We start from the raw sequence: 19,733 nt of genomic DNA on the forward strand, positions 1-19,733 counted from the left end.
AAGGCTCCTAGAACTGGAGGGACTTGGTCTGGAGGTACTCGGTGAGCCCGTGCGGGCCGAGCTCGCGGCCGACGCCGGACTGCTTGTAACCGCCGAAGGGGGCAAGGGGGTTGAAGCGGCCGCCGTTGATGTCGACCTGCCCGGTGTCCATCCTGCGCGCGAAGGCCACCGCCTCCGCCTCCTCGCCGGCCCAGACGGCGCCCGCGAGCCCGTACACCGTGCCGTTGGCGATGCGCAGGGCGTCCTCCTCGTCCTCGTAGCGCAGGATCGACAGGACCGGGCCGAAGATCTCCTCCTGGGCGATCGTCATCTCGGGTGTCACGTCGGCGAAGACCGTCGGGGCGACGAAGTAGCCCTGCTCGCGCGGGGATTCGGGGCCTCCGGCGACCAGGCGGGCACCCTCGGCCACGCCCTTCTCGATGTAACCGCGCACCCGCGCCTGCTGCTTGGCGTTGACGACGGGGCCGATGCGCTCGCCGTACTTCGCGGCAGCGGCGGCGGCCAGCTCGACGGCCTCGTCGTACTGGTCCCGGTGGACCAGCATCCGGGTCCAGGCACTGCACGTCTGGCCGGAGTTGGACATCACGTTGGCGACACCGACGTTGACGGCCTTGGCGAGGTCGGCGCTCGGCAGGATGACGTTGGCGGACTTGCCGCCGAGTTCCAGGGCGACCTTCTTCAGGGCGGCACCTGCGGTCGCGCCGATCTGCCGGCCGACGGCGGTGGAGCCGGTGAAGGAGACCAGGTCGACCCCGGGGTGCTCGGCGAGGGCCTGTCCGGCGACCGGGCCGAGACCGGTGACCAGGTTGAGGATACCGGCCGGGACGCCCGCCTCGTGGACCGCCTCGGCGAACAGCTGGGCGACCAGCGGGGTGTCCTCGGCGGGCTTCAGGACCACGGTGCATCCCGCCGCGAGCGCCGGGGCGACCTTGGCGACGATCTGGTGCAACGGGTAGTTCCAGGGGGTGATCGCGGCGACCACACCGACCGGCTCCAGGTGGACCGTGGAGTTGCCGATCTTCTCCTCGAAGGGGTGGGTCGCGGCCAGTTCGGCGTAGGACCCGGCGACCGCGACGGGGACGGCCGCGTGGACGTTCTGCGAGAACTTCAGGGGCGAGCCGAGTTCGGCGGTGACCGTATCGGCGATCTCGTCCTTGCGGGCGGCCAGCACGTCCCGGAGGGCGGCCAGCCGGGCGGCCCGCTCGGCCGGAGCGGTCGCCGCCCAGGCCGGGAGAGCGGCGCGGGCGGCCCGTACGGCGAGGTCGACGTCCTCGGCGGTGCCCGCCGGGACCCGCGCGATGACCTGTTCGTCGACCGGGTTCACGACCTCGATCACGTCCGGTCCGGTGGCCGTGCGCCACTCGCCGTCGATGTACATGCCGTCGTGCGCCTTCATGGTGCGTCCTCCCGGGCTGGGCCGTGTCGTCGTCCGGCTCACAAAGTCCAGCCCACAAACTAGCGGCGATAGTTTTTCGGCGCCAGGGCGGGGTGGAAGACCCCAGGAGATCAGAACCGGGCGGGCCGGACGACCCCGGGACATCCGGCGAACCTACGGGCTCACGTCCCGCCACCGTCCGTGTCCGCCCTGCGTGGCCAGCGCCCCGTCGGTGCGCACGCGGTTCACTCGTCCAGGTCCGGAAGGCGGTCCGGGGACGGGCAGATGCGCTCGCCGTGCTGGTCGAAGACGAACAGGTGGGAGATGTCGACCAGGAGGGGGACCTGCATGCCGCGGCGGAGGTCGATGTCCGGGGTGGTGCGCACGACCAGGTCGCCGGGGAGGCGGGGGTCGGGCGGCGTGGCGCCGGGACCGGGGTCCGGCGCGTCGTCCAGGACCACGACCGGGCCCGCCCGCAGGGAGCCGGCGCGCTCTCTGAGGCGGTTCAGGACAGTGCCGTCACGGCGGCGCCGGGCCGCCGGGCGGACGGTGGGGCGCGCGGCCTCCAGGTCGGGGACGTGGGCCGGACGGGAACCGGTGTTGAAGTGCACGAGGACCTCGTGCCCCTGGAACTCCACGTGCTCGACCAGGCCGGTGATCGGCATCTCGCCGGGCCGGGCGGAGCCGGGGTGGGCGATGCGGACGGCCTCCGAGCGCAGACCGACGATGACCTCACGGCCCTGCTGGACGCGGAGCAACTGGTGGTCCAGGGAGAGCGGTTCGGGCAGCCGCAGGTACTGCTTGCCGAGGCTGATGGTCATGGCTCCGTCCAGCGGGGCCCGGACCAGGCCGCGCAGGAGGTTGATGCGCGGGGTGCCGATGAACGCGGCGACGAAGACGTTGCGGGGCAGGGCGTACACCGAGCGCGGGGAGTCGACCTGCTGGAGGACTCCCCCGCGCAGTACGGCGACCCGGTCGCCCAGCGACATGGCCTCGGCCTGGTCGTGGGTGACGTAGACGGTGGTGACGCCCAGCTCGCGGGTGAGGCTCGCTATCTCGGCGCGCAGGTGGTTGCGGAGCTTGGCGTCGAGGTTGGACAGAGGCTCGTCCATCAGGAAGGCGGAGGGGTGGCGGGAGATGGCCCGGCCCATCGCCACGCGCTGGCGTTCACCGCCGGAGAGCTGGCCCGGGTAGCGGTCGAGGAGGTCCTCGATGCCCAGCATGCGGGCGGTGGCGTCCACGCGCGGGCGCGGGTCCGCGCCGGGGGCCTCGATGCGGAGCGGGAAGCCGATGTTCGCGCGGGTCGTCATGTTCGGGTAGAGGGCGAAGTTCTGGAACACCATCGCCATGCGCCGCTCGGCGGGCCCCAGGTCGTTGGCGTACTCGCCGTCGAGCCTGAGCTCGCCGTCGGTGATCTCCTCCAGCCCGGCGATCATGCGCAGGACGGTGGACTTGCCGCAGCCGGAGGGGCCGAGCAGGACGAGGAACTCGCCGGGCGCGATGTCGAGCGTGAGACGGTCCACCACCCGGGCGCCTCGGGTGTACGTCTTGCTCACGTCGTGCAGGGAGATGGAGCGTGTCATGGCAGTGCCCCCGGGGGCTGACTCAGGCGTTGGTGCTCCGCGATCGGACGACCCCGGCCGGCTCGCACGGGGCTGTGCGTCACGGAAGTTAACGGAACGCACCCGGCGGGGGGAAGGGACTGGGCGGGATCCGGCACTCCCGTCCAGTCCCTGAGAAAGCGGACGACCTGATTCAGCGCACCGCCACGCTCGTCGACGGCTGCCACCCGGGGACCTCGGGCCCGCGATTCCGGGGGTCGGGGTCCTGCGGCAGGTAGCTCCGGGGGCCGTTGTCCGGGGGATCGGGGACGCGGGAGCCGGGACCTGGGAGCCCGGGGTCCGAGGACCCGGGACGTGCGGCCCCGGGGCTCTGGAGTCCTGAGGTTGCGGGCCCGGGGCTCTGGAAGCCGGGACTCGAGGCCCCGGGGCTCCGGAGCCCGGGACTCGGCTGCCCGAGGCTCTGGGGCCCTGCGGGTCGGGTCGGGCCGGGCCGGGGCTCGCGGGTCCGGACGAGGTGGGCGAAGACCACGACGTTGCTGGTGTAGCCCGTCCGTCTGGTGAAGAGCCCGCCGCAGGTGATCACGCGCAGTTCCGGGCGCCGGGAGGAGCCGTAGACCTCCTTGTCGGGGAAGCCCGCCTTGTCGAAGACCTTCACCCGGTCCACGGCGTAGACGGCGGTACGGCCGTCCGCGCGCCGCGCCTCGATCACGTTGCCGGGCTTCACCTCGGCGAGAGCGGCGAAGACGGCGGGGCCGGTCCTGGTGTCGCGGTGGCCCACGGCGATCGCCGTGCCGGCCTCACCGGGGGTCGGGCCGCCCTCGTACCAGCCCACGAGCTTCGGCTTGTCGACCGGCGGTGTCGCCAGCTCCCGGCCCTTGATGAGCCCGAGGCCCATGACCGGGGCGTTGATGCCCAGGGACGGAATGCGCAGGGACGTCGGCCGGGACCGGGACAACGGGCGCGGCGGGGGCGTGCGCGGCGGGGTGCTCCGTGGCGGGCGGCGGGCCGAGGGAGTCGACCCCACGGCCGCTCCCGGTCCACCGGCCACCTTCGCGTCCGGCCCACCGGCCACCTTCGCGTCCGGGCCGGCGGCCGCCACGGCGTCCGGGCCGCCGGGCCCGTCCGGCAGGGGCGGCCCGTCGTCGGCCGTGCACCGCACCCCCGTCGTCACCAGGACGACCGTGAGCAGGGCCGTCCTGGTGAGGCGGTAGGCGCGGGTCCGGTACCAGGGCCTGCGTCGGCGCCTACGCGGCGCCATGGGGCCGACGGCGGTTCTGCCGGAACCAGGCGACGCCGCCGACCGCCACCAGGCCGACCGCACCGGCACCGGCCACCGGCGCGTACGCGGCCGCGGTGTCCACGAGACCGCCGCCACCCGCGTGCACACCGCCCTTCGGGCCGTTGGAGTCGCTCTGACCCCAGGCCCCGCCGCCGCCCTGCTGCCGGTCCTCGATCTGGTCGCCCGGACGGCGCCCGCCGTCGCGGTCGGTCTCATGGCAGTTGACGCGGAAGACCTTCTCCTTGGTGACACCCGCCACGATCCACGTGATCTTGTACTGTCCGTCCGCCACCCCCAGCGGGTCGGTGTGGCCGGCACCTCCGGCGAGCTGGACGGCGCCGGTCACCGTCGCGGCGGTGGGCAGCGGGGGCTGGGGGGTGATGGTGTAGGCGATGGTGGTGAGAACGTCGAAGTTGACGGCATCCAGGTAGAACTTGCAGACCCGGGGGTCGTCCTTCGAGACGCCGTAGGGCACGCCCACTCGGTGGATCCTGATGTCGCCGTTCTCTCCTGCGGCCGAGGCGGCGGGTGCCGCCACCCAGGAGGCGCCGGACGCGGCGAGGGCGGTGAGGACGACAGTGGCACCCGCGCGGGCGCGGAGACCACGTGGGAGTGTCAGGCTGGGCATGCGCGCTCCTCTGATTCAGACGATTTTCATACAAATCGTTCTTTCGCGAGGACTCTGCTTCATGTGCGCGGCGGTCGGCCGCATCGACGCCCGGCGCGCCGTCAGATATCGCTCGTGCGGCGCAATCCCGAGCGCTTCGGCCGCTCCCCCGCGGCCGGTCCGGCCCCTTCCTCGCGCCGCGACGATGAGCGCAGCGCGACTCCCGACGACACCAGCAGCAGGCCGCCCAGCATCACGAACGGCGCCGCCACTCCCGCGACCCCCGCCACCAGCCCCGCGGTGGCCGGTGCGGCGACCTGGCCGAGGCGGTTGCCGGTCAGCCGCAGGGCGAGGGCGGTGGAGCGGGCGCCGTCGGGGGCGGCCTGGACGACCGTCGTCATGGACAGCGGCTGTCCGACCCCTAGGCAGAAGCCGAGCAGCGCGAGCATCACCGCCAGCGCCCACACCGGGACCGGCACTGCGACGCCCGCGCACAGGAGGGCGCCCAGCAGACACGTCACGGTGAGGAGCGGCGCGCGCCCCAACAGCCGTAGCAGCGGAGTCAGCACCAGACGGCAGGCGATGGTCGCGGCCGCGCGCAGGCTCAGCAGCAGGCCGATCACCGAGGGGGCGATGCCCCGGTGCTCGCCGACCACCGGGAGGTACGCGGTGAGGATGTCGGTGGCGGACAGCACGGACAGGCTCACGAAGATGCCGCCGGGCACGCCCCGGGCACGCAGGATGCGTCCGACGGGGACCCGGTCGCCGGGCCCGGTACGGGACGTGGCCGCCGTGTCGCGGTGCTCGATGCGCCACAGCGAGGTGAACGAGACCGCCGCCCCCGCGCCCGCGACGAGCAGCGCGAGCGCGCTGGTGCCCGCCCGGTCGGAACCGCCGATCAGGGCGCCTGCCGCGAGCGGGCCCACCAGCTGGCCGAGGGAGACGCCGATGGTGAAGTGACCGAAGTTGCGGTCCTGTTCGTGCGGGGCGGACTGGCGGGCGACCAGGGACTGGGAGCCGATGACGAAGCAGAGGTGGCCGAGCCCCATCACCCCGCTCCAGACCGCCATCGTCCACAGGGAGTTCGCGAGCCCGCTCAGCGCGCACCCGCCGGAGATGAGCACCACTCCCACGGGCAGCAGCGGCGCGCACCGCCCGTGGTCCGTACGGCGGCCCAGCGGTACGGCGGCGAACAGCGGGAGCAGCGCGTACACACCGGCGATGACACCGATCGCGCGTTCGTCCGCGCCCAGCGCGAGGGCCCGGTAGGAGACGGCGGGCCGTGCCATCGACACCGCCCCCTGCGTGAAGCTGAAGGCGATGACGAGGCGGAGCAGCCAGCCGCGGTTCCCACCGGGCGCCATGTTCAAGTCTCCCTGGAGATGGATCAGATGATTCCGAAGAGGATGCCTGCCCCGAGGATCACGAGGCATGTGAGCGCGGCCCACTTGACCACGAACTTCGTGTGGTCGCCGAACTCCACCTTGGCCATGCCGACCAGGACGTACACGGCCGGGACGAGCGGGCTCGACATGTGCAGGGGCTGGCCGACGAGGGAGGCGCGGGCCATCTCCAGCGGGGTGACGCCGTGCGCGGCACCGGCCTCGGCGAGGACCGGCAGGACACCGAAGTAGAAGCCGTCGTTCGACATGAAGTAGGTGAGCGGGAGGCTCAGCACACCGGTGACCAGGGCCATGTGCGGGCCCATGCCGGCGGGGATGACGTCGACCATCCAGCGGGCCATGTGGTCGACCATGCCGGTGCCCTGGAGGACGCCGGTGAAGACGGCGGCGGCGAAGACCATGCCGGAGACGTTGAGGACGTTGTCCGCGTGCGCGGCCAGGCGCGCCTTCTGGTCGGGGATGTGCGGGAAGTTGACGGTGAGCGCGAGCGCGGCGCCGAGCAGGAACAGCACCGGGATCGGCAGCCACTCCATGATCATGCAGGTGAGCAGGGCGACCGTGAGCAGCGCGTTGAACCAGTACAGCCTGGGGCGCAGGGTGGGGCGGTTCGGGTCGAGGACCTGGAAGCGCTTCTGCTCGTCCGCCTCGTCGTCCGCGTCGGTGCCGGAGCCCGAACCGCCGGTGACGGCCGCGGACTTGCCGGTGCCGGAGCCGCCGGAGCCGGCGCCGACCAGGACGGACTCGGTCTCCTTCTCCTCGACCTTCTCCTCGACGAGGACGTCGCCCAGCGTGAGCACGCCCAGCCGCTTGCGCTCGCGCATGCCGAGGACGTACGAGAGGACGAAGACGCCCAGCAGGCCGACGGCCAGGGCCGGGATCATCGGGACGAAGATGTCGCTGGCGTCGACCTTCAGCGCGGTGGCCGCGCGGGCCGTCGGACCGCCCCAGGGCAGCGTGTTCATCACGCCGTTGGCCATGGCGGCGACACCGGTCATCACGACCAGGCTCATCTTCAGGCGCTTGTACAGCGGGTACATCGCCGAGACGGTGATCATGAAGGTGGTCGAGCCGTCACCGTCGAGCGAGACGATCGCGGCGAGCACCGCGGTGCCGACCACGATCCGCATCGGGTCGGCCTTGCAGAACTTCAGGATCCCGCGCACGACCGGGTCGAAGAGGCCGACGTCGATCATCACACCGAAGTAGACGATCGCGAACATGAGCATCGCCGCCGTGGGGGCGAGGCTGGTGACGCCGTCGATGACGTAGTCACCGAGCTTGGCGCCCTTCCCGACGAAGACACAGAACAGTGCCGGGATCAGCACGAGCGCCGCGATCGGCGACATCTTCTTCATCATGATCAGGACCAGGAAGGTCGCGATCATGGCGAAGCCGAGGATGGTCAACATGAGTGGATACCTAACGTTCGCCCTTGAACTCCCACCAGGGCCGGCGGTTCGACGACGTTAGGTCCGTTCGTTTGGCGTTAACAAGACGTTGACGTGCGAGCAATAAGCGCAAAACTCCAGGTCACGGACTTGCGATCAGTTCGACGGGCACTCCGTTGAGGACCGCGTTGCCTGACAGGGGGTCCAGGAGGGTGCCGTCGAGCAGCTGGTTCACATTGACACCGGGGTCCTGGGCCGCGTGCCGCAGCCGGGTTCCGGGGCGGTCGTGGCCCCAGCCGTGCGGCAGGCTCACCACGCCCCGCCGTACCGTGTCGGTGATCTCCACCGGCGCGGTCACCGCTCCCCCGGCCCCCTTGATCCCGACCAGCTGGCCGTCGACGAGCCGCAGGTCCTGCGCGTCCTCGGGGTGGATGTGCAGGGTGCAGCGGTTGGTGCCGCCGGTGAGCGCGGGGACGTTGTGCATCCAGCTGTTGTTGGAGCGCAGGTGCCTGCGGCCGATGAGGACGAGTCCGTCGGCCCGCTGCCGCAGGGCCTCCCGCAGCCGGGGCAGGTCGTCCGCGATCGGCCCCGGCAGCAGCTCGACCTTGCCGCTGCGGGTCTTCAGCGGCTGCGGCAGCCGGGACGTCAGCGGTCCGAGGTCGATGCCGTGCGGGTGCGCGAGCAGCTTCGTCAGGCTCAGCCCGTCCGGTCGTACGCCGAAGCCCTCGCCGTAGGGACCGAGGCGCAGCATCATGTCGAGCCGCCGCTCGGGGCCGGTGTCGCCCTGGAGGAGGGCGGCGAGTTCCTGCGGGTCGCGGCCGTGCACGGGCGAGTGGGTCTCCTTGACCGCCTTGGCGAGGGTCTGGCCGACGACCAGGTCGTCCACGGCGGACGGGTCGGCGCCGTGCATGCCGGTGGCGGCGAGGACCAGCCGGGCGAGGATCTCCGTCTCCGCGATCCGGCCGGGCTCCAGCGGGACGGCGGGGCGGGTGTAGCGGACCTGGTTGCGGACGGCGAGGGTGTTGAAGGCGAAGTCGTGGTGCGGGCTCTGGGAGGGCGGGGGCGGCGGCAGCACGACGTGGGCGTGGCGCGAGGTCTCGTTGAGGTACGGGTCCACGCTGACCATGAAGTCCAGGGAGCCGAGGGCCTTGTCGAGGCGGTCGCCGTCGGGGGCGGACAGGACGGGGTTGGCGGCGACGGCGATCAGCGCCCGGATCGGCTCGCCCTCCGGGGTCGCGGTGTCGATCTCCTCGGCGAGCGCGGAGAGGGGCAACTCGCCCTTGGCCTCGGGGTGTCGGCCGACCCGGGAGTGCCAGCGTCCGAGGGCGAAGCCGTGGCTGGGTCCGGCGGGCCGGGGGGTGCGGTCGGTGGCGGCCTGCGGGAAGAGGGCGCCGCCGGGCCGGTCGAGGTTGCCGGTGAGGATGGTGAGCACGTCGACGAGCCAGCTCGCGAGGGTGCCGTGCGGGACCGTGCAGCTGCCGATCCGGCCGTACACGGCTGCGGTCGGGGCGGCGGCGAGTTCGCGGGCGAGGGTGCGTGTCAGCGAGGCGTCCACGTCACAGGCGGCGGCGACGGCTTCGGGGGTGAAGTCCCGTACGGCTTCCCGGAGTTCGTCGAGTCCCTGGAGGTGGGGGGCCAACTCCCCGGTGTCCACGAGGTCTTCCTCGAAGAGCACGTGAGCCATCGCGGCGAGGAGCAACGCGTCGGTGCCGGGCCGGATGGCGATGTGCCGGTCGGCGAGCCGGGCGGTGCGGGTACGGCGGGGGTCGACGACGGTGAGGGTGCCGCCACGGGCCTTGAGCGCCTTGAGCTTGCCGGGGAAGTCGGGGGCGGTGCACAGACTCCCGTTGGACTCGAGGGGGTTGGCACCGAGGAGGAGCAGGTGGTCGGTGTGGTCGAGGTCGGGCACCGGTATGGCGTTGGCGTCGCCGTACAGCAGGCCGCTGGAGACGTGCTTGGGCATCTGGTCGACCGTGGAGGCGGTGAAGACGCTGCGGGTGCCGAGTCCGGCGAGCAGCACCGGCGGGTAGAGGGCGCCGGCCATGGTGTGCACGTTGGGGTTGCCGAGGACCACCCCGACCGAGTTCGGCCCGGACCGCTCGACGACGCCCCGGATCCCGGCGGCGACCGCGTCGAAGGCCTCCTCCCAGGTGGCCTGGCGCAACTCCCCGTCCTGGCGCACGAGGGGGGTGCGCAGCCGGTCGGGATCGCCGTCCACGGCACCGAAGGCGGCGCCCTTCGGGCAGATGAACCCCTTGCTGAACACGTCCTCGCGGTCGCCGCGGGCCCCGGTGACCCGGGTCCCCTCGACCGTGAGCGTCAGACCACAGGTGGCCTCGCACAGGGGGCAGATACGCAGAGCGGTGCGGGACACGGGTCCTCCCGGGGCAGCGGTGCCAGTCCGGGTGAGCATACCGACCGGTATGGACGGAGGGGAGGGGTTGCCGGGACTCAGTCCAGAACGCGTGCCAGATACGCCCGCAGCATCTCCCGCATCTCCTGGATGATCCGCTCGTCCCCCTCCGGTGCCATCCGGAAGGCCAGATGGACCAGGGTGTCCGCGGTCTCCGTGGCGATCAGGAAGGTGCGGCGGAGGTCGTCGTCGGGTTCACGGGAGAGGTAGCCGGAGAGCAGGTCGGTGAGGCGGTCGGCGACGCGGTGGTTGGGTTCGGCGTGGCGGGCGCCGACGGGGATCTGGTTGCCGAAGTCGACGAGGGAGAAGCCGGGGGCGGTGCGTTTCATGGCGAGGTACTCGTCCAGGACGACGTCCATCGCGGTCCGCCAGCCGTCCTCCTCGCCCGACTCCCGGAGGCGTTCGGTGACCCGCTCGGTGAAGCGTTCGAGGTTGCGCTGGGCGAGGGCGTCGGCCATCTGCCGCTTGTTGCCGAAGAAGCGGTAGACCGAGCCGATGGGGACGCCGGCACGCAGGGCGACGGCGCGGGTGCTCAGGTTGTCGTAGCCGACCTCGTCGAGCAGGTCGGCGCAGGCGTCGAGGATTCTGGTCAGCCGTTCGGCACTGCGCCGCTGCACGGGGGCACGGCGGAGCGGGGTCGCTTGGGGCACGGGCTTCATGATGCCTTTCCACCGAGGTCGGGTGAACCCCACGGGGTGCCTGCGGCGCTCATACGCGGACTCCGGTAGGCACCGCGATCCGCTGCGCGGGGGCGCCGGGGCGGGCGCTCGCGGTGATCGGCGTCGAGAGAGCGCCGATGCCTGTGCCTGCTGTGGTCGACGTTGCTCGGGCGCCGTCGCGCCTGGGCGCCGTGAGCCATGTCGCGTGGACCTCGTATTGCGTGCCCACGGTGAGCCGCGTCCCGGCGGGGCCGTCGTCGGCACCGTTCACGAGCCTCGCGCCGGAGCCGCTGCCACTGCGACTGCCACTGCCACTGCCACTGCCACCGGCGGTCGCCGCAAACCGCGCCCCGGAGTCACCCCCGCCCGGAACGGACTCCGCACCCGCCGTCGGCTCCGCCCCGGGGGTCCCGGCCGCCGGGCTCGTCGGCGTCTGCGGCTTCGACGCCGTGACGTCCGCCGTGCTCTCCACCGGGTCGCCGTCCACGGCCCACACGGTGCCGTCGTCGGCGTAGAGGCGGGCGGTGACCTTGTGGGTGCCCTGCGGGACGTACGCGGCGGCGAGCCGGTACGTGGGAGTGCGCAGGGTGGTGACCGGGCGGTCGTCCACGAGGAGGACGGCGACGCCCCGGCCGGAGACCGCCTCGGCCTGGGTGCCGGCGGGCGAGAACGCGAAGTTCTCGACGGTCAGCCGCACCGACCAGCAGTCGTCCGTGGCGGGCTGCACCTCTATGCCGACCTCGGGGGCGTTCTTCTTGTCCACCTCGCGGTAGTGCCGCCCCTCGCCGTCGGTGTCGCCGAGGACCTTGCCCACCGGCGAGACCGACTGGCCCTCCCCCTGCCCCTGCTCCCCACTGGCGCCACAACTCACGGATCCGGTCACCAGCACGACACAGACCGCGAGCGCGGCAAGGAGTCCCCGCGTCCACGACATGCCGGCGAGCCTAGAACACGGGTACGACACCGAGAATCCCCCTGTGGTCTGTTCTCGTCCTCATCCCTGAGGAGGTCACGAGCGGGGAAATCGGTTCCACGCGACGGCCTCTTGCGCCGCCGAAACCGCAATCCTACGGTAGTCCACAGGAATCAGATCGCAAGGGAGCGGCCATGAGCGGGGACGCAGCGAGCACACGCGAGGACGCGGCGAGCACACGCGGCGACGCACGCAAGACCGCCGAAGGACTGACGTACCTCTCCGGATTCGGCAACGAGCATGCCTCGGAGGCCGTCCCGGGCGCCCTCCCCGAGGGCCGCAACGCCCCCCAGCGCGCCCCCCTCGGCCTCTACGCCGAGCAGCTCAGCGGTACGGCCTTCACCGAGCCGCGCGCCCACAACCGCCGCTCCTGGCTGTACCGGATCCGCCCCTCGGCCGCGCACCCGGCGTTCACCCACACCCACCACGGCCGGATCCGTACGGCCCCCTTCACCGAGTCGGTCCCGGACCCCAACCGGCTGCGCTGGGACCCGCTGCCGGAGCCCGCCGAGGGCACCGACTTCCTGGCCGGCCTGTGGACCCTCGGCGGCAACGGCGACGTCACCCAGCGCACCGGCATGGCCGTGCACCTCTACCACGCCACCGACTCCATGGACCGCGTCTTCAGCGACGCCGACGGCGAGCTGCTGATCGTCCCCGAGCGCGGCGGACTGCTGCTGCGCACCGAGTTCGGGCTGCTGCATGTGGAACCCGGACATGTGGCGCTGCTCCCCCGTGGGGTGCGCTTCCGTGTGGAGCTGCTGGACGAGTCCGCCCGCGGATATGTGTGCGAGAACTACGGCGCCCCCTTCCAGCTCCCCGACCTCGGCCCCATCGGCGCCAACGGCCTCGCCAACGCCCGCGACTTCCGGGCCCCCGTCGCCGCGTACGAGGACGTGGAGGGGCCGGTGGAGGTGGTCAACAAGTTCTGCGGCAACCTCTGGACGGCGACCTACGACCACTCCCCCCTCGACGTGGTCGCCTGGCACGGCAACCACGTGCCGTACGTCTACGACCTGCGCCGCTTCAACGTCATCGGCTCCATCTCCTACGACCACCCCGACCCGTCGATCTTCACCGTGCTGACCTCCCCGTCGGACACCCCGGGGCTGGCCGGCGTCGACTTCGTGGTCTTCGCGCCGCGCTGGCTGGTCGGCGAGGACACCTTCCGGCCGCCGTACTTCCACCGGAACGTGATGAGCGAGTACATGGGCCTGATCGAGGGCGCGTACGACGCCAAGACCGCCGGGAAGGGAGGGTTCGTGCCGGGCGGCGGCTCGCTGCACAACATGATGTCGGCGCACGGACCCGACCGGGAGACGTTCGACCGGGCGAGCGCGGCCGAGCTGCGGCCGCAGAAGATCGACGACGGACTCGCGTTCATGTTCGAGACCCGCTGGCCGGTGACGCTCACCGCGCACGCGGCCCGGGCGGACCATCTCCAGCCGCACTACGACGACGTGTGGCGGGGCCTGGAACGCCACTTCCGCCCGTCGCACTGAGCCGACCGTTGCACTGACCGATCCGCGAAAGGTACGGATAGCCCGTGACCTCCTTCGCTCCGGACTCGATCGTCCTGAACCGCAAGCTGCCGCTCTGGTACCAGGTGTCGCAGTCGCTGCGCGCCTCCATACTCGGCCGCTCGCCCCAGGACCCGCTCCGCCTGCCCACCGAGGAACAGCTCGCCGGGCACTACGGCGTGAGCGTGCTGACCATGCGGCAGGCGCTGAAGGAGCTGGAGGACGAGGGGCTCATCACCCGGCACCGCCGCCGGGGCACGTTCATCGAGCCGGACGCGAGAAGGGGCAGCCCGGTCCGGCTGCTCGGCTCGGTGGACGCGATCGTGGCCCAGCAGTCCGGTATGACCACCGAGCTGCTGGACCACGGCAAGTCCGCCGTGCCGGCCGAACTCGCCGAGCACTTCCCGGCGTTGGACGAGGTGGCGGCGTACCACCGACTGAGAAGCGACGAGCGGACGGGCGAGCCGACCAACCACGCCCGCAACTACGTCCGCCCCGAACTGGCCGCCCGCATCGACCCGACCGACCTGGTGCGCTGGCCGATGACGAAGGTGCTGCGGGATGTCGTCGGGGCGGACATCAGCCGCATCACGGACACCGTGGAGGCACGGCTCGCGGACCCGGAGACGGCCCGGCTGCTCCAAGTGCCGCTGCTCAGCCCGATCCTGCACTACACGGGCCTCGCGTACGACGGGGAGGGCCGGGTGCTGGACGCGGCGGTGATCCACTACCGCGGCGACCGCTTCTCCTTCACCGTCACCCTGGACGCCACGTGAACGCACGGTCCGTTACAAGTCGTACGATGCCCAGCGTGACGCACGACGACGCTCCGCCACTCGCGGACCTCATGCCGTGGTCCGTCGCACCGCCGCGGCTCGGCCGGGGGTGGCCGGCGGGTCCCGACGCGGCCTCACTGAAGGCCCGCTGGGACGCGCTGCTGAAAGCCGAGGGCCCGGACCGGGAAGCCCTGTTCGAGCCGACCCGGTCCCGTACCCTGCGCTCGGCAGTCGGACAGCTGCCGGGGCGGTCGGGCGGCACCGAGCGCCTCGCGCGCGCCTCCGGCCCCTGCCCGGAGCCGGTAAGGGTCCTGTCCGCGCCCTTCGACGAGCAGTGGCTGATCCCGGACCACCGGCTGATCGACGCGGCCCGGCCCGAACTGTGGCGGGTGGCGGACGAGTCACAGGTGTTCGTGGTGGAGACACCGACGGAGGGCCAGGGCCCGCACCTGCTCGCGACCTCGCTGCTTCCCCTGCTCCGCCCCGGGCGCATCCGTCCGCTGTACCGGCGCCCGGGCGGCACGGAACCGAACCTGGCGGCGGGCCTGCTGGAGCACCTGCGGGCGCGGCTCGGTGTCCCGGTGGAACCGCTGGACGTCCTCGCCTGGATCCTGACCGCGGTACGTCCCGACCTCACCGTCCCGCTCCCGGCGGACCCCGAACTCTGGTCCCGTGGCGTGGAGTCGGGCCACCGCACACTGTGGCTGATGCGCCGCGACGGCGACCGCCCGAAACTCCCCGGCGGCCGCCGCCCGTACGTCCGCGCCCCGCTGCCGTCCCGCCCGCTGACCCTGGACTACGACCGCGACGAGGAAACCCTGCTGCTGGACGACGGCCGCATCTCCCCGGTACCGCCGGAGGCCTGGGACTTCGAGGCGGGCGGGGTACGGGTGCTGGAGCAGTGGTTCACGGCCCGGACCGAGGAACCGGATCCGGGCACCCTGGCCGTGATCCGCCCGACGACCTGGCCCCAGACCTGGACCTCGGAACTCCTGGAACTGATCACAGTCCTGGCCCTGCTGGCGGATCTCCAGCCCTTGGAGGCCGAGTTGCCGTCGCAGATCACGCTGACCGACCTGCGCAAGGCGGGGGTACTGCCGGTGCCGGAGAGCGCTCGGAAGCCGGCGTCGGTCTTCGATCACCACGAGGAAGGCCCAGAAGGCCAGTTCGCGCTGCTGTGACCCCCCAGGGGCGCGGGGCTGTGTTGGATTTGCGGCTACCGCCGCGCGGGCGCGACCAGCCACAAACGCACCCGCACCCGGCCGCAACAGTCACCCCCGCGGCGAAAACCCGTCCAAAACCCGCCCCAGCATCCTCTCGAACACCGCATCGAGATCTATCGGCCCCGAGTCCTCCATGAACGACGCCGCCAACCTCGGATACGCCCCCGACGCCACCTGACCCCCCAGATAAGCGATCCGCACCGCGTTCTCCTGCTCCTCCGACCACGGCAGCGACCGCACCCGCTCAGCCGTGGACAGCTCGTTCGAGACATACGTCGTCACACACCCGTTGAGCATCGCGACCAGCTCGATCTTCGTGCCGTAGGGCGCGTCCAGCGGGTCGAGACAGGCGAGGCAGTGCTCCAGGTAGCGCAGGGCGTTGGGGCTGAAGCCGTACACCCCTGACATCAGCCGGACCATCCAGGGGTGCCGGTGCATGAGCGTCTTGGTCTGGCGCGCGTTGCGGAGCATGTCGGCCCGCCAGTCCCCCGTCGGCTCGAACAGGTCGTGCTCCCCGCTGACCGCGTCCACCATCAGCTCGTACAGGTCCTCCTTGCGGGGGACGTAGTTGTACAGCGACATCGTGCCGCAGCCCAGTTCGGCCGCGACGTGCCGCATGGACACCGCGTCCAGCCCGCCTGCGTCGGCCAGCCGCACCGCGGCCGCCGCGATGTCCGCCCTGGTGAACGCGGGTTTGGGCCCACGCCCGGTCCGTTCGGGACGAGCCCAGATCACTTCGGGTACGGCCGCTCGGCCCGCCATCGGTCATCACCTCGGCCACCATCCTAGTTACGTACAGCGTACGTAGTGCGCTATGGTCCTGCCATGACTTCTACGTACGCTGTACTTAGTGAAGGTCTGGAAAAAAGGTTCGGGGAGGTCCATGCCCTGCGCGGCCTCGATCTCGCGGTCGCCCAGGGCACGGTCTGCGGCATCCTCGGCCCCAACGGGGCGGGCAAGACCACGGCCGTACGGCTGCTCACCACGCTGCTGCGGCCGGACGCGGGCTCGGCCCGGGTCGCCGGACACGACCTCGTCCGGGAGCCGGAGGCGGTCCGCCGCTCCATCGCCGTCACCGGGCAGTACGCCTCGGTGGACGGGGACCTCACCGGACGGCAGAACCTCGTGCTGTTCGCCCGGCTGCACCGGGTGCGGGGGCCGGCCGAGCGGGCCGCCGAGCTGATCGACCGCTTCGGGCTGACCGAGGCCGCCGACCGGACCGCCGCCACCTACTCGGGCGGGATGCGCCGCCGGCTGGACCTGGCGGCGAGCCTGGTCCGCCGCCCGGAGATCCTGTTCCTCGACGAGCCGACGACCGGCCTCGACCCCGCCAGCCGCAACCTCATCCACGACGCCGTGCGCGAACTGACCGCGGACGGCACGACGGTGCTGCTGACCACGCAGTACCTGGAGGAGGCCGACCAACTCGCCCATGACATCGCCCTGGTGGACAAGGGGCGGGTCGCGCACACGGGTTCGCCGGCCTACCTCAAGGCCCTGATGGGGGCGCATGTCGAGATCGTGGTCGCGGACCCCGGCATCCTGGCGGGTGCGGCCGCCGTGCTCGGGCAACTCACGGGTGGGGAACCGTCGTTCGAGCAGGAGCGCAACGCGGTCGGCGCGACCACCCGGGACACCACGCTGACGTTGCCCCGGCTGGTGCGCGAACTGGACGCGGCGGGTGTGCCGTTGCTCGACGCGAGCATCCGGCCGCCGACCCTGGACGAAGTGTTCCTGCGACTCACCGAGGAGGTGGCCGCATGAGCATGTCGGCCTACGACAGCACCGCGATGCTGGGCCGCCAGCTGCGCCGGGTGCGCAACAACCCGGGGCTGCTGGTCCTGACCCAGACCATGCCGATCACCATGCTGCTCTTCTTCGGCTATGTCTTCGGCAGCGCACTGGCGATGCCGGGCGGACAGTACCGGTCCTACCTGGTGCCGGGTCTGCTGGTGGCGACGGCGGCGAACGGGATCATGACCGGGATGTTCCAGGCGGCCCAGGACGTCCACCGGGGAGTGACGGAACGGCTGCGGACCCTGCCGATCAGCCGGGCCGCCGTACCGCTGGGGCAGTCGGTCGCGGATGTCGTGGTGAGCGCCGCAGGGCTGGTGCCGTTCCTGCTGGTGGGGCTCGCCGTGGGCTGGCGGGTCGAGGGATCCGCACTGCAAGCGGTGGCCGCCGTGGGGCTGTTGCTGCTGTTCCGGTTCGCGACGACCTGGGTGGGCATCTTCCTCGGGCTGCTCACCCGCAACGAGGAGGCCGCGGGCCAGCTGGGCGGAGCCACCTTCATCCTGCCGCTGCTGTCCAACGCCTACATCCCGACCGAGGGCCTGCCCGGGTGGCTGCGGACCCTTGCCGAGTGGAACCCGATCAGCGCGGTGACCACGGCCCTGCGGGACCTGTTCGGGAACGCGCCGGTGCCGGAGGGGGGCGCCTGGCCGGTGGCACATCCGATCGCAGGGTCACTGCTGTGGTGCGCGGTGCTGCTCGCGGTCTTCGCACCGCTCGCCGTGCGGCGGTACGGCCGCGGAGAGGGCTGAACGCCTCTTGCCGGGAGGAGAGTTCGGGCCCTGCCGGGGTCCGGGCCGACCTCGGAGACGTGCATGCCAAAGGTGGTGCGCGTACGGGGTGGGCCGAGCCGGGGGTGGGACCCACCCCTCGCCCGGTTCACTCACCTGGATCGTGCTGCATGCCGTGGGGATGACGGGCAGGATCGCAGCACGAACCCGGGCGGCTGGGGCTCAGTGCCCGCCGAACAGCGAACGGCGCAGTCGGCGCAGTGGCGCGAACAGCGAGACGCGACGCACGCGGGCGCCCCGGTCGCTGCGCTCCTGCTTGGTGGTGTCACGCGCGGTCAGCTCACGCATCAGCGAGGTCGCCTCGGCCGCCTCGCGCTGCGGGACAGCCGGTCCCGACAGCACCGAGAGATGGCGGTCCAGGCGCGAACTGGTCGCGCTGCTCCCGCAGGTGATCGCAGGGACCCTCGCCCTGCGCACTGTTATCTGTTCCATGTCACTCCCCACCCGTACGAGTCCACCCGGCCCGGGCAGGGTAACCCTATCGCCCCGTCGAGGCACACGTGTATCGGCGTCACAGGATTCACCTTCCCCGCAAGGGCGTTGACGACCCCTCCATGATTACTCTCCGAATCCAACAGATTTCAGGGCGAGTTGGACAACCGGCTGAGTAGTGGGCTGCGGTGATCCCCCGTCGGGCTCCACGGTCACAGCGAGTGATGTTGCGGACTTGTCGAGTCCGGTGGCGACCAAGGGCGTGTCGGCGGCGAAGAGCCCCAGGGAGCGCGGTTGCTCGTCGGGGCGCATGAGCCACAACTGGCGCACGCGGCCGCTCGGGGGCGCGCTGTACCCGCTCAGGGTGACGACTGCGCGCCCCTCCGATGCGGAGGCGACCACAGCGATGCTCCGGCCCTGCGCGTCCCGACCCCGGGTCGCGAGCACGTCCGTGGCCTGGAGAACGTGGGCGATCTCACTGGCCTGCGCCTTCTGGGCGTCCAGTTCGTCCTGGGTCCGGTGGGCCTGGACGGCGAACAGGGAGGCGACGACGAGCGCCGCGGCCGCGGTGGCCGTCGCGAAGGGCACGAAGAGCGGACGCCGCCGACGCTGCCTGGGCGGCGGCTGCGCGCCCCACACATGCGGGGGCAGCTGCGACTTGCGGGCCCGGGCCGGCTCCGGCCGGGACCGCACCGGCTCCGGCCGTGCGGCCGGCTGCTGCGGGATGGTCCGCACGGCGGACAGCACCCGGTCGCGCATCGCGGCCGGCGGCGGGGCGGCCGTCGACCACGCCAGCCGTACGGCGTCCTCGGACAGGGCACGCACCTCCGCCGCGCAGCTGTCGCAGCCCTTGAGATGCCGCTCGAACCGGGCCCGCTCGGGGGGCTCCAGCGCGTCGAGGGCGTAGGGGGCCGCGAGGGAGTGGAGATCTTCCCGGCGGAAGAGACTCACGCCACACCTCCCAGGCACTCCCGCAAGCGGGTCAGTCCGTCACGCATGCGCGTCTTCACCGTCCCCAGCGGCAGCGACAGCCGCTCAGCCACTTCACGGTAGGTGTACCCGTCGTAATAGGCGAGGGTCACCGACTGGCGCTGGAGTTCGGTGAGACGCTCCAGGCACCGGCGCACCCACTCGCGTTCGAGGCCGGCCTCGACCTCTTCGGTCACCTGGTCGAAGGCCGTGTGGTGGGCCCGCCGCGCCTCGCGCTGCTCGCGCTCACCGGCCGCGCGGGCGCTGCGCACCCGGTCGACGGCACGGCGGTGCGCGAGCGTGAGGATCCAGGACAGCGCGCTGCCCCGGCCCGGGTCGAACCGGGCGGCCGACCGCCAGCATTCCAGCAGCACTTCCTGTGACACCTCCTCCGACTGCGCCGGATCACGCACCACGCGCCGTACGAGCCCGAACACCGGTCCCGCCACGAGCCCGTAGAGCTCCTCGAAAGCCCTCTGGTCTCCGCCCGCCACGAGCACCAGAAGCTCGTCCGCCTCCAACTCGTCGCCCCCTCCCGCAAAGCCGCACCTGGGCCGTCCCGTCCCACGAGG

The 19,733-nt window shown here is 72.0% G+C and carries 17 protein-coding genes and 1 pseudogene; 5 read left to right on the forward strand and 13 right to left on the reverse strand.

The genetic code is table 11. The features are described from left to right. Window positions 1-7: 7 nt before the first annotated feature. The 9 genes and pseudogenes from H295_RS0131525 to H295_RS48765 form a co-directional block, all read right to left on the reverse strand. Window positions 8-1,396, reverse strand: coding sequence for an aldehyde dehydrogenase family protein (locus tag H295_RS0131525; RefSeq protein WP_020139335.1), 1,389 nt, complete (start codon window positions 1,394-1,396; stop codon window positions 8-10). 224 nt (window positions 1,397-1,620) lie between these two features. Continuing rightward, entirely contained in the window at window positions 1,621-2,958 is a 1,338-nt protein-coding gene (locus tag H295_RS0131530; RefSeq protein ID WP_020139336.1) for an ABC transporter ATP-binding protein, read from the reverse strand. Between the two features lie 475 nt (window positions 2,959-3,433). Next, window positions 3,434-4,195: pseudogene (locus H295_RS43755) on the reverse strand (class F sortase); the annotation flags it as partial. Continuing rightward, complete coding sequence (locus H295_RS0131540; RefSeq protein WP_020139339.1) at window positions 4,182-4,844, reverse strand: hypothetical protein; 663 nt, start codon at window positions 4,842-4,844, stop codon at window positions 4,182-4,184. The pseudogene H295_RS43755 and the gene H295_RS0131540, both read right to left, overlap by 14 nt. Before the next feature lie 101 nt (window positions 4,845-4,945). Next, a complete protein-coding gene (locus H295_RS0131545) occupies window positions 4,946-6,187 on the reverse strand; it encodes an MFS transporter (RefSeq protein WP_020139340.1) in 1,242 nt (413 codons plus the stop codon). 23 nt (window positions 6,188-6,210) lie between these two features. Continuing rightward, window positions 6,211-7,635 carry a CitMHS family transporter gene (locus H295_RS0131550; protein WP_020139341.1) on the reverse strand — a complete coding sequence of 475 codons (1,425 nt, stop codon included), beginning with the start codon at window positions 7,633-7,635 and terminating at the stop codon, window positions 6,211-6,213. A 121-nt stretch (window positions 7,636-7,756) separates the two neighbouring features. Continuing rightward, on the reverse strand, window positions 7,757-9,988 hold the full coding sequence (locus tag H295_RS0131555; RefSeq protein ID WP_020139342.1) for a molybdopterin oxidoreductase family protein: 2,232 nt from the start codon (window positions 9,986-9,988) through the stop codon (window positions 7,757-7,759). 77 nt (window positions 9,989-10,065) lie between these two features. Continuing rightward, window positions 10,066-10,686: a TetR/AcrR family transcriptional regulator gene (locus tag H295_RS0131560; protein ID WP_020139343.1), complete on the reverse strand. Its 621-nt coding sequence runs from the start codon at window positions 10,684-10,686 to the stop codon at window positions 10,066-10,068. Window positions 10,687-10,735: 49 nt separating this feature from the next. Further along, window positions 10,736-11,620: a hypothetical protein gene (locus H295_RS48765; protein WP_051135640.1), complete on the reverse strand. Its 885-nt coding sequence runs from the start codon at window positions 11,618-11,620 to the stop codon at window positions 10,736-10,738. A gap of 173 nt (window positions 11,621-11,793) precedes the next feature. Here H295_RS48765 and hmgA point away from each other — a divergent pair, with 173 nt between their 5' ends. Genes hmgA through H295_RS0131580 form a run of 3 tightly spaced genes read left to right on the forward strand, consistent with a single transcriptional unit; the run spans window position 11,794 to window position 15,136 of the window. Next, window positions 11,794-13,161 carry a homogentisate 1,2-dioxygenase gene (gene hmgA, locus H295_RS0131570; RefSeq protein WP_020139345.1) on the forward strand — a complete coding sequence of 456 codons (1,368 nt, stop codon included), beginning with the start codon at window positions 11,794-11,796 and terminating at the stop codon, window positions 13,159-13,161. Between the two features lie 44 nt (window positions 13,162-13,205). Further along, the gene (locus H295_RS0131575; RefSeq protein ID WP_020139346.1) at window positions 13,206-13,955 is read left to right on the forward strand and encodes a GntR family transcriptional regulator; all 750 of its coding nucleotides are present in this window, start codon (window positions 13,206-13,208) and stop codon (window positions 13,953-13,955) included. A 26-nt stretch (window positions 13,956-13,981) separates the two neighbouring features. After that, window positions 13,982-15,136: a type ISP restriction/modification enzyme gene (locus H295_RS0131580; RefSeq protein ID WP_020139347.1), complete on the forward strand. Its 1,155-nt coding sequence runs from the start codon at window positions 13,982-13,984 to the stop codon at window positions 15,134-15,136. A gap of 90 nt (window positions 15,137-15,226) precedes the next feature. Here H295_RS0131580 and H295_RS0131585 read toward each other — a convergent pair whose 3' ends face one another. Beyond that, window positions 15,227-15,940 (reverse strand): TetR/AcrR family transcriptional regulator, encoded by a 714-nt coding sequence (locus H295_RS0131585; protein ID WP_020139348.1) that lies wholly within the window; start codon window positions 15,938-15,940, stop codon window positions 15,227-15,229. Between the two features lie 63 nt (window positions 15,941-16,003). Here H295_RS0131585 and H295_RS0131590 point away from each other — a divergent pair, with 63 nt between their 5' ends. Together H295_RS0131590 and H295_RS0131595 are read left to right on the forward strand one after the other, a co-directional pair. After that, window positions 16,004-16,942, forward strand: a complete 939-nt coding sequence (locus H295_RS0131590) for a daunorubicin resistance protein DrrA family ABC transporter ATP-binding protein (protein ID WP_020139349.1) — start codon at window positions 16,004-16,006, stop codon at window positions 16,940-16,942. Then, a complete protein-coding gene (locus H295_RS0131595) occupies window positions 16,939-17,721 on the forward strand; it encodes an ABC transporter permease (protein WP_020139350.1) in 783 nt (260 codons plus the stop codon). Before H295_RS0131590 ends, H295_RS0131595 begins: the two co-directional genes overlap by 4 nt. A 201-nt stretch (window positions 17,722-17,922) precedes the next feature. Here H295_RS0131595 and H295_RS0131600 read toward each other — a convergent pair whose 3' ends face one another. From H295_RS0131600 to H295_RS0131610, 3 genes are all read right to left on the reverse strand, one after another. Then, window positions 17,923-18,192: a hypothetical protein gene (locus H295_RS0131600; RefSeq protein ID WP_028809926.1), complete on the reverse strand. Its 270-nt coding sequence runs from the start codon at window positions 18,190-18,192 to the stop codon at window positions 17,923-17,925. Window positions 18,193-18,318: 126 nt separating this feature from the next. Continuing rightward, the gene (locus H295_RS0131605) at window positions 18,319-19,143 is read right to left on the reverse strand and encodes an anti-sigma factor (RefSeq protein WP_020139352.1); all 825 of its coding nucleotides are present in this window, start codon (window positions 19,141-19,143) and stop codon (window positions 18,319-18,321) included. Then, window positions 19,140-19,682 carry a sigma-70 family RNA polymerase sigma factor gene (locus H295_RS0131610; RefSeq protein ID WP_020139353.1) on the reverse strand — a complete coding sequence of 181 codons (543 nt, stop codon included), beginning with the start codon at window positions 19,680-19,682 and terminating at the stop codon, window positions 19,140-19,142. The genes H295_RS0131605 and H295_RS0131610 overlap by 4 nt, the downstream gene beginning before the upstream one ends. Window positions 19,683-19,733 lie beyond the last annotated feature (51 nt).

This window comes from Streptomyces sp. 351MFTsu5.1 (genome assembly GCF_000383655.1).
In the GTDB taxonomy this organism is placed as follows: domain Bacteria; phylum Actinomycetota; class Actinomycetes; order Streptomycetales; family Streptomycetaceae; genus Streptomyces; species Streptomyces griseorubiginosus.

Coding starts and splice junctions, on each gene's coding strand:
- H295_RS0131540 (WP_020139339.1), bottom strand. CDS start 4,844: ATGCCCAGCCTGACACTCCCACGTGGTCTCCGCGCCCGCGCGGGTGCC.
- hmgA (WP_020139345.1), top strand. CDS start 11,794: ATGAGCGGGGACGCAGCGAGCACACGCGAGGACGCGGCGAGCACACGC.
- H295_RS0131580 (WP_020139347.1), top strand. CDS start 13,982: ATGCCCAGCGTGACGCACGACGACGCTCCGCCACTCGCGGACCTCATG.
- H295_RS0131550 (WP_020139341.1), bottom strand. CDS start 7,635: ATGTTGACCATCCTCGGCTTCGCCATGATCGCGACCTTCCTGGTCCTG.
- H295_RS0131590 (WP_020139349.1), top strand. CDS start 16,004: ATGACTTCTACGTACGCTGTACTTAGTGAAGGTCTGGAAAAAAGGTTC.
- H295_RS0131560 (WP_020139343.1), bottom strand. CDS start 10,686: ATGAAGCCCGTGCCCCAAGCGACCCCGCTCCGCCGTGCCCCCGTGCAG.
- H295_RS0131530 (WP_020139336.1), bottom strand. CDS start 2,958: ATGACACGCTCCATCTCCCTGCACGACGTGAGCAAGACGTACACCCGA.
- H295_RS0131585 (WP_020139348.1), bottom strand. CDS start 15,940: ATGGCGGGCCGAGCGGCCGTACCCGAAGTGATCTGGGCTCGTCCCGAA.
- H295_RS0131595 (WP_020139350.1), top strand. CDS start 16,939: ATGAGCATGTCGGCCTACGACAGCACCGCGATGCTGGGCCGCCAGCTG.
- H295_RS0131525 (WP_020139335.1), bottom strand. CDS start 1,396: ATGAAGGCGCACGACGGCATGTACATCGACGGCGAGTGGCGCACGGCC.
- H295_RS0131545 (WP_020139340.1), bottom strand. CDS start 6,187: ATGGCGCCCGGTGGGAACCGCGGCTGGCTGCTCCGCCTCGTCATCGCC.
- H295_RS0131600 (WP_028809926.1), bottom strand. CDS start 18,192: ATGGAACAGATAACAGTGCGCAGGGCGAGGGTCCCTGCGATCACCTGC.
- H295_RS48765 (WP_051135640.1), bottom strand. CDS start 11,620: ATGTCGTGGACGCGGGGACTCCTTGCCGCGCTCGCGGTCTGTGTCGTG.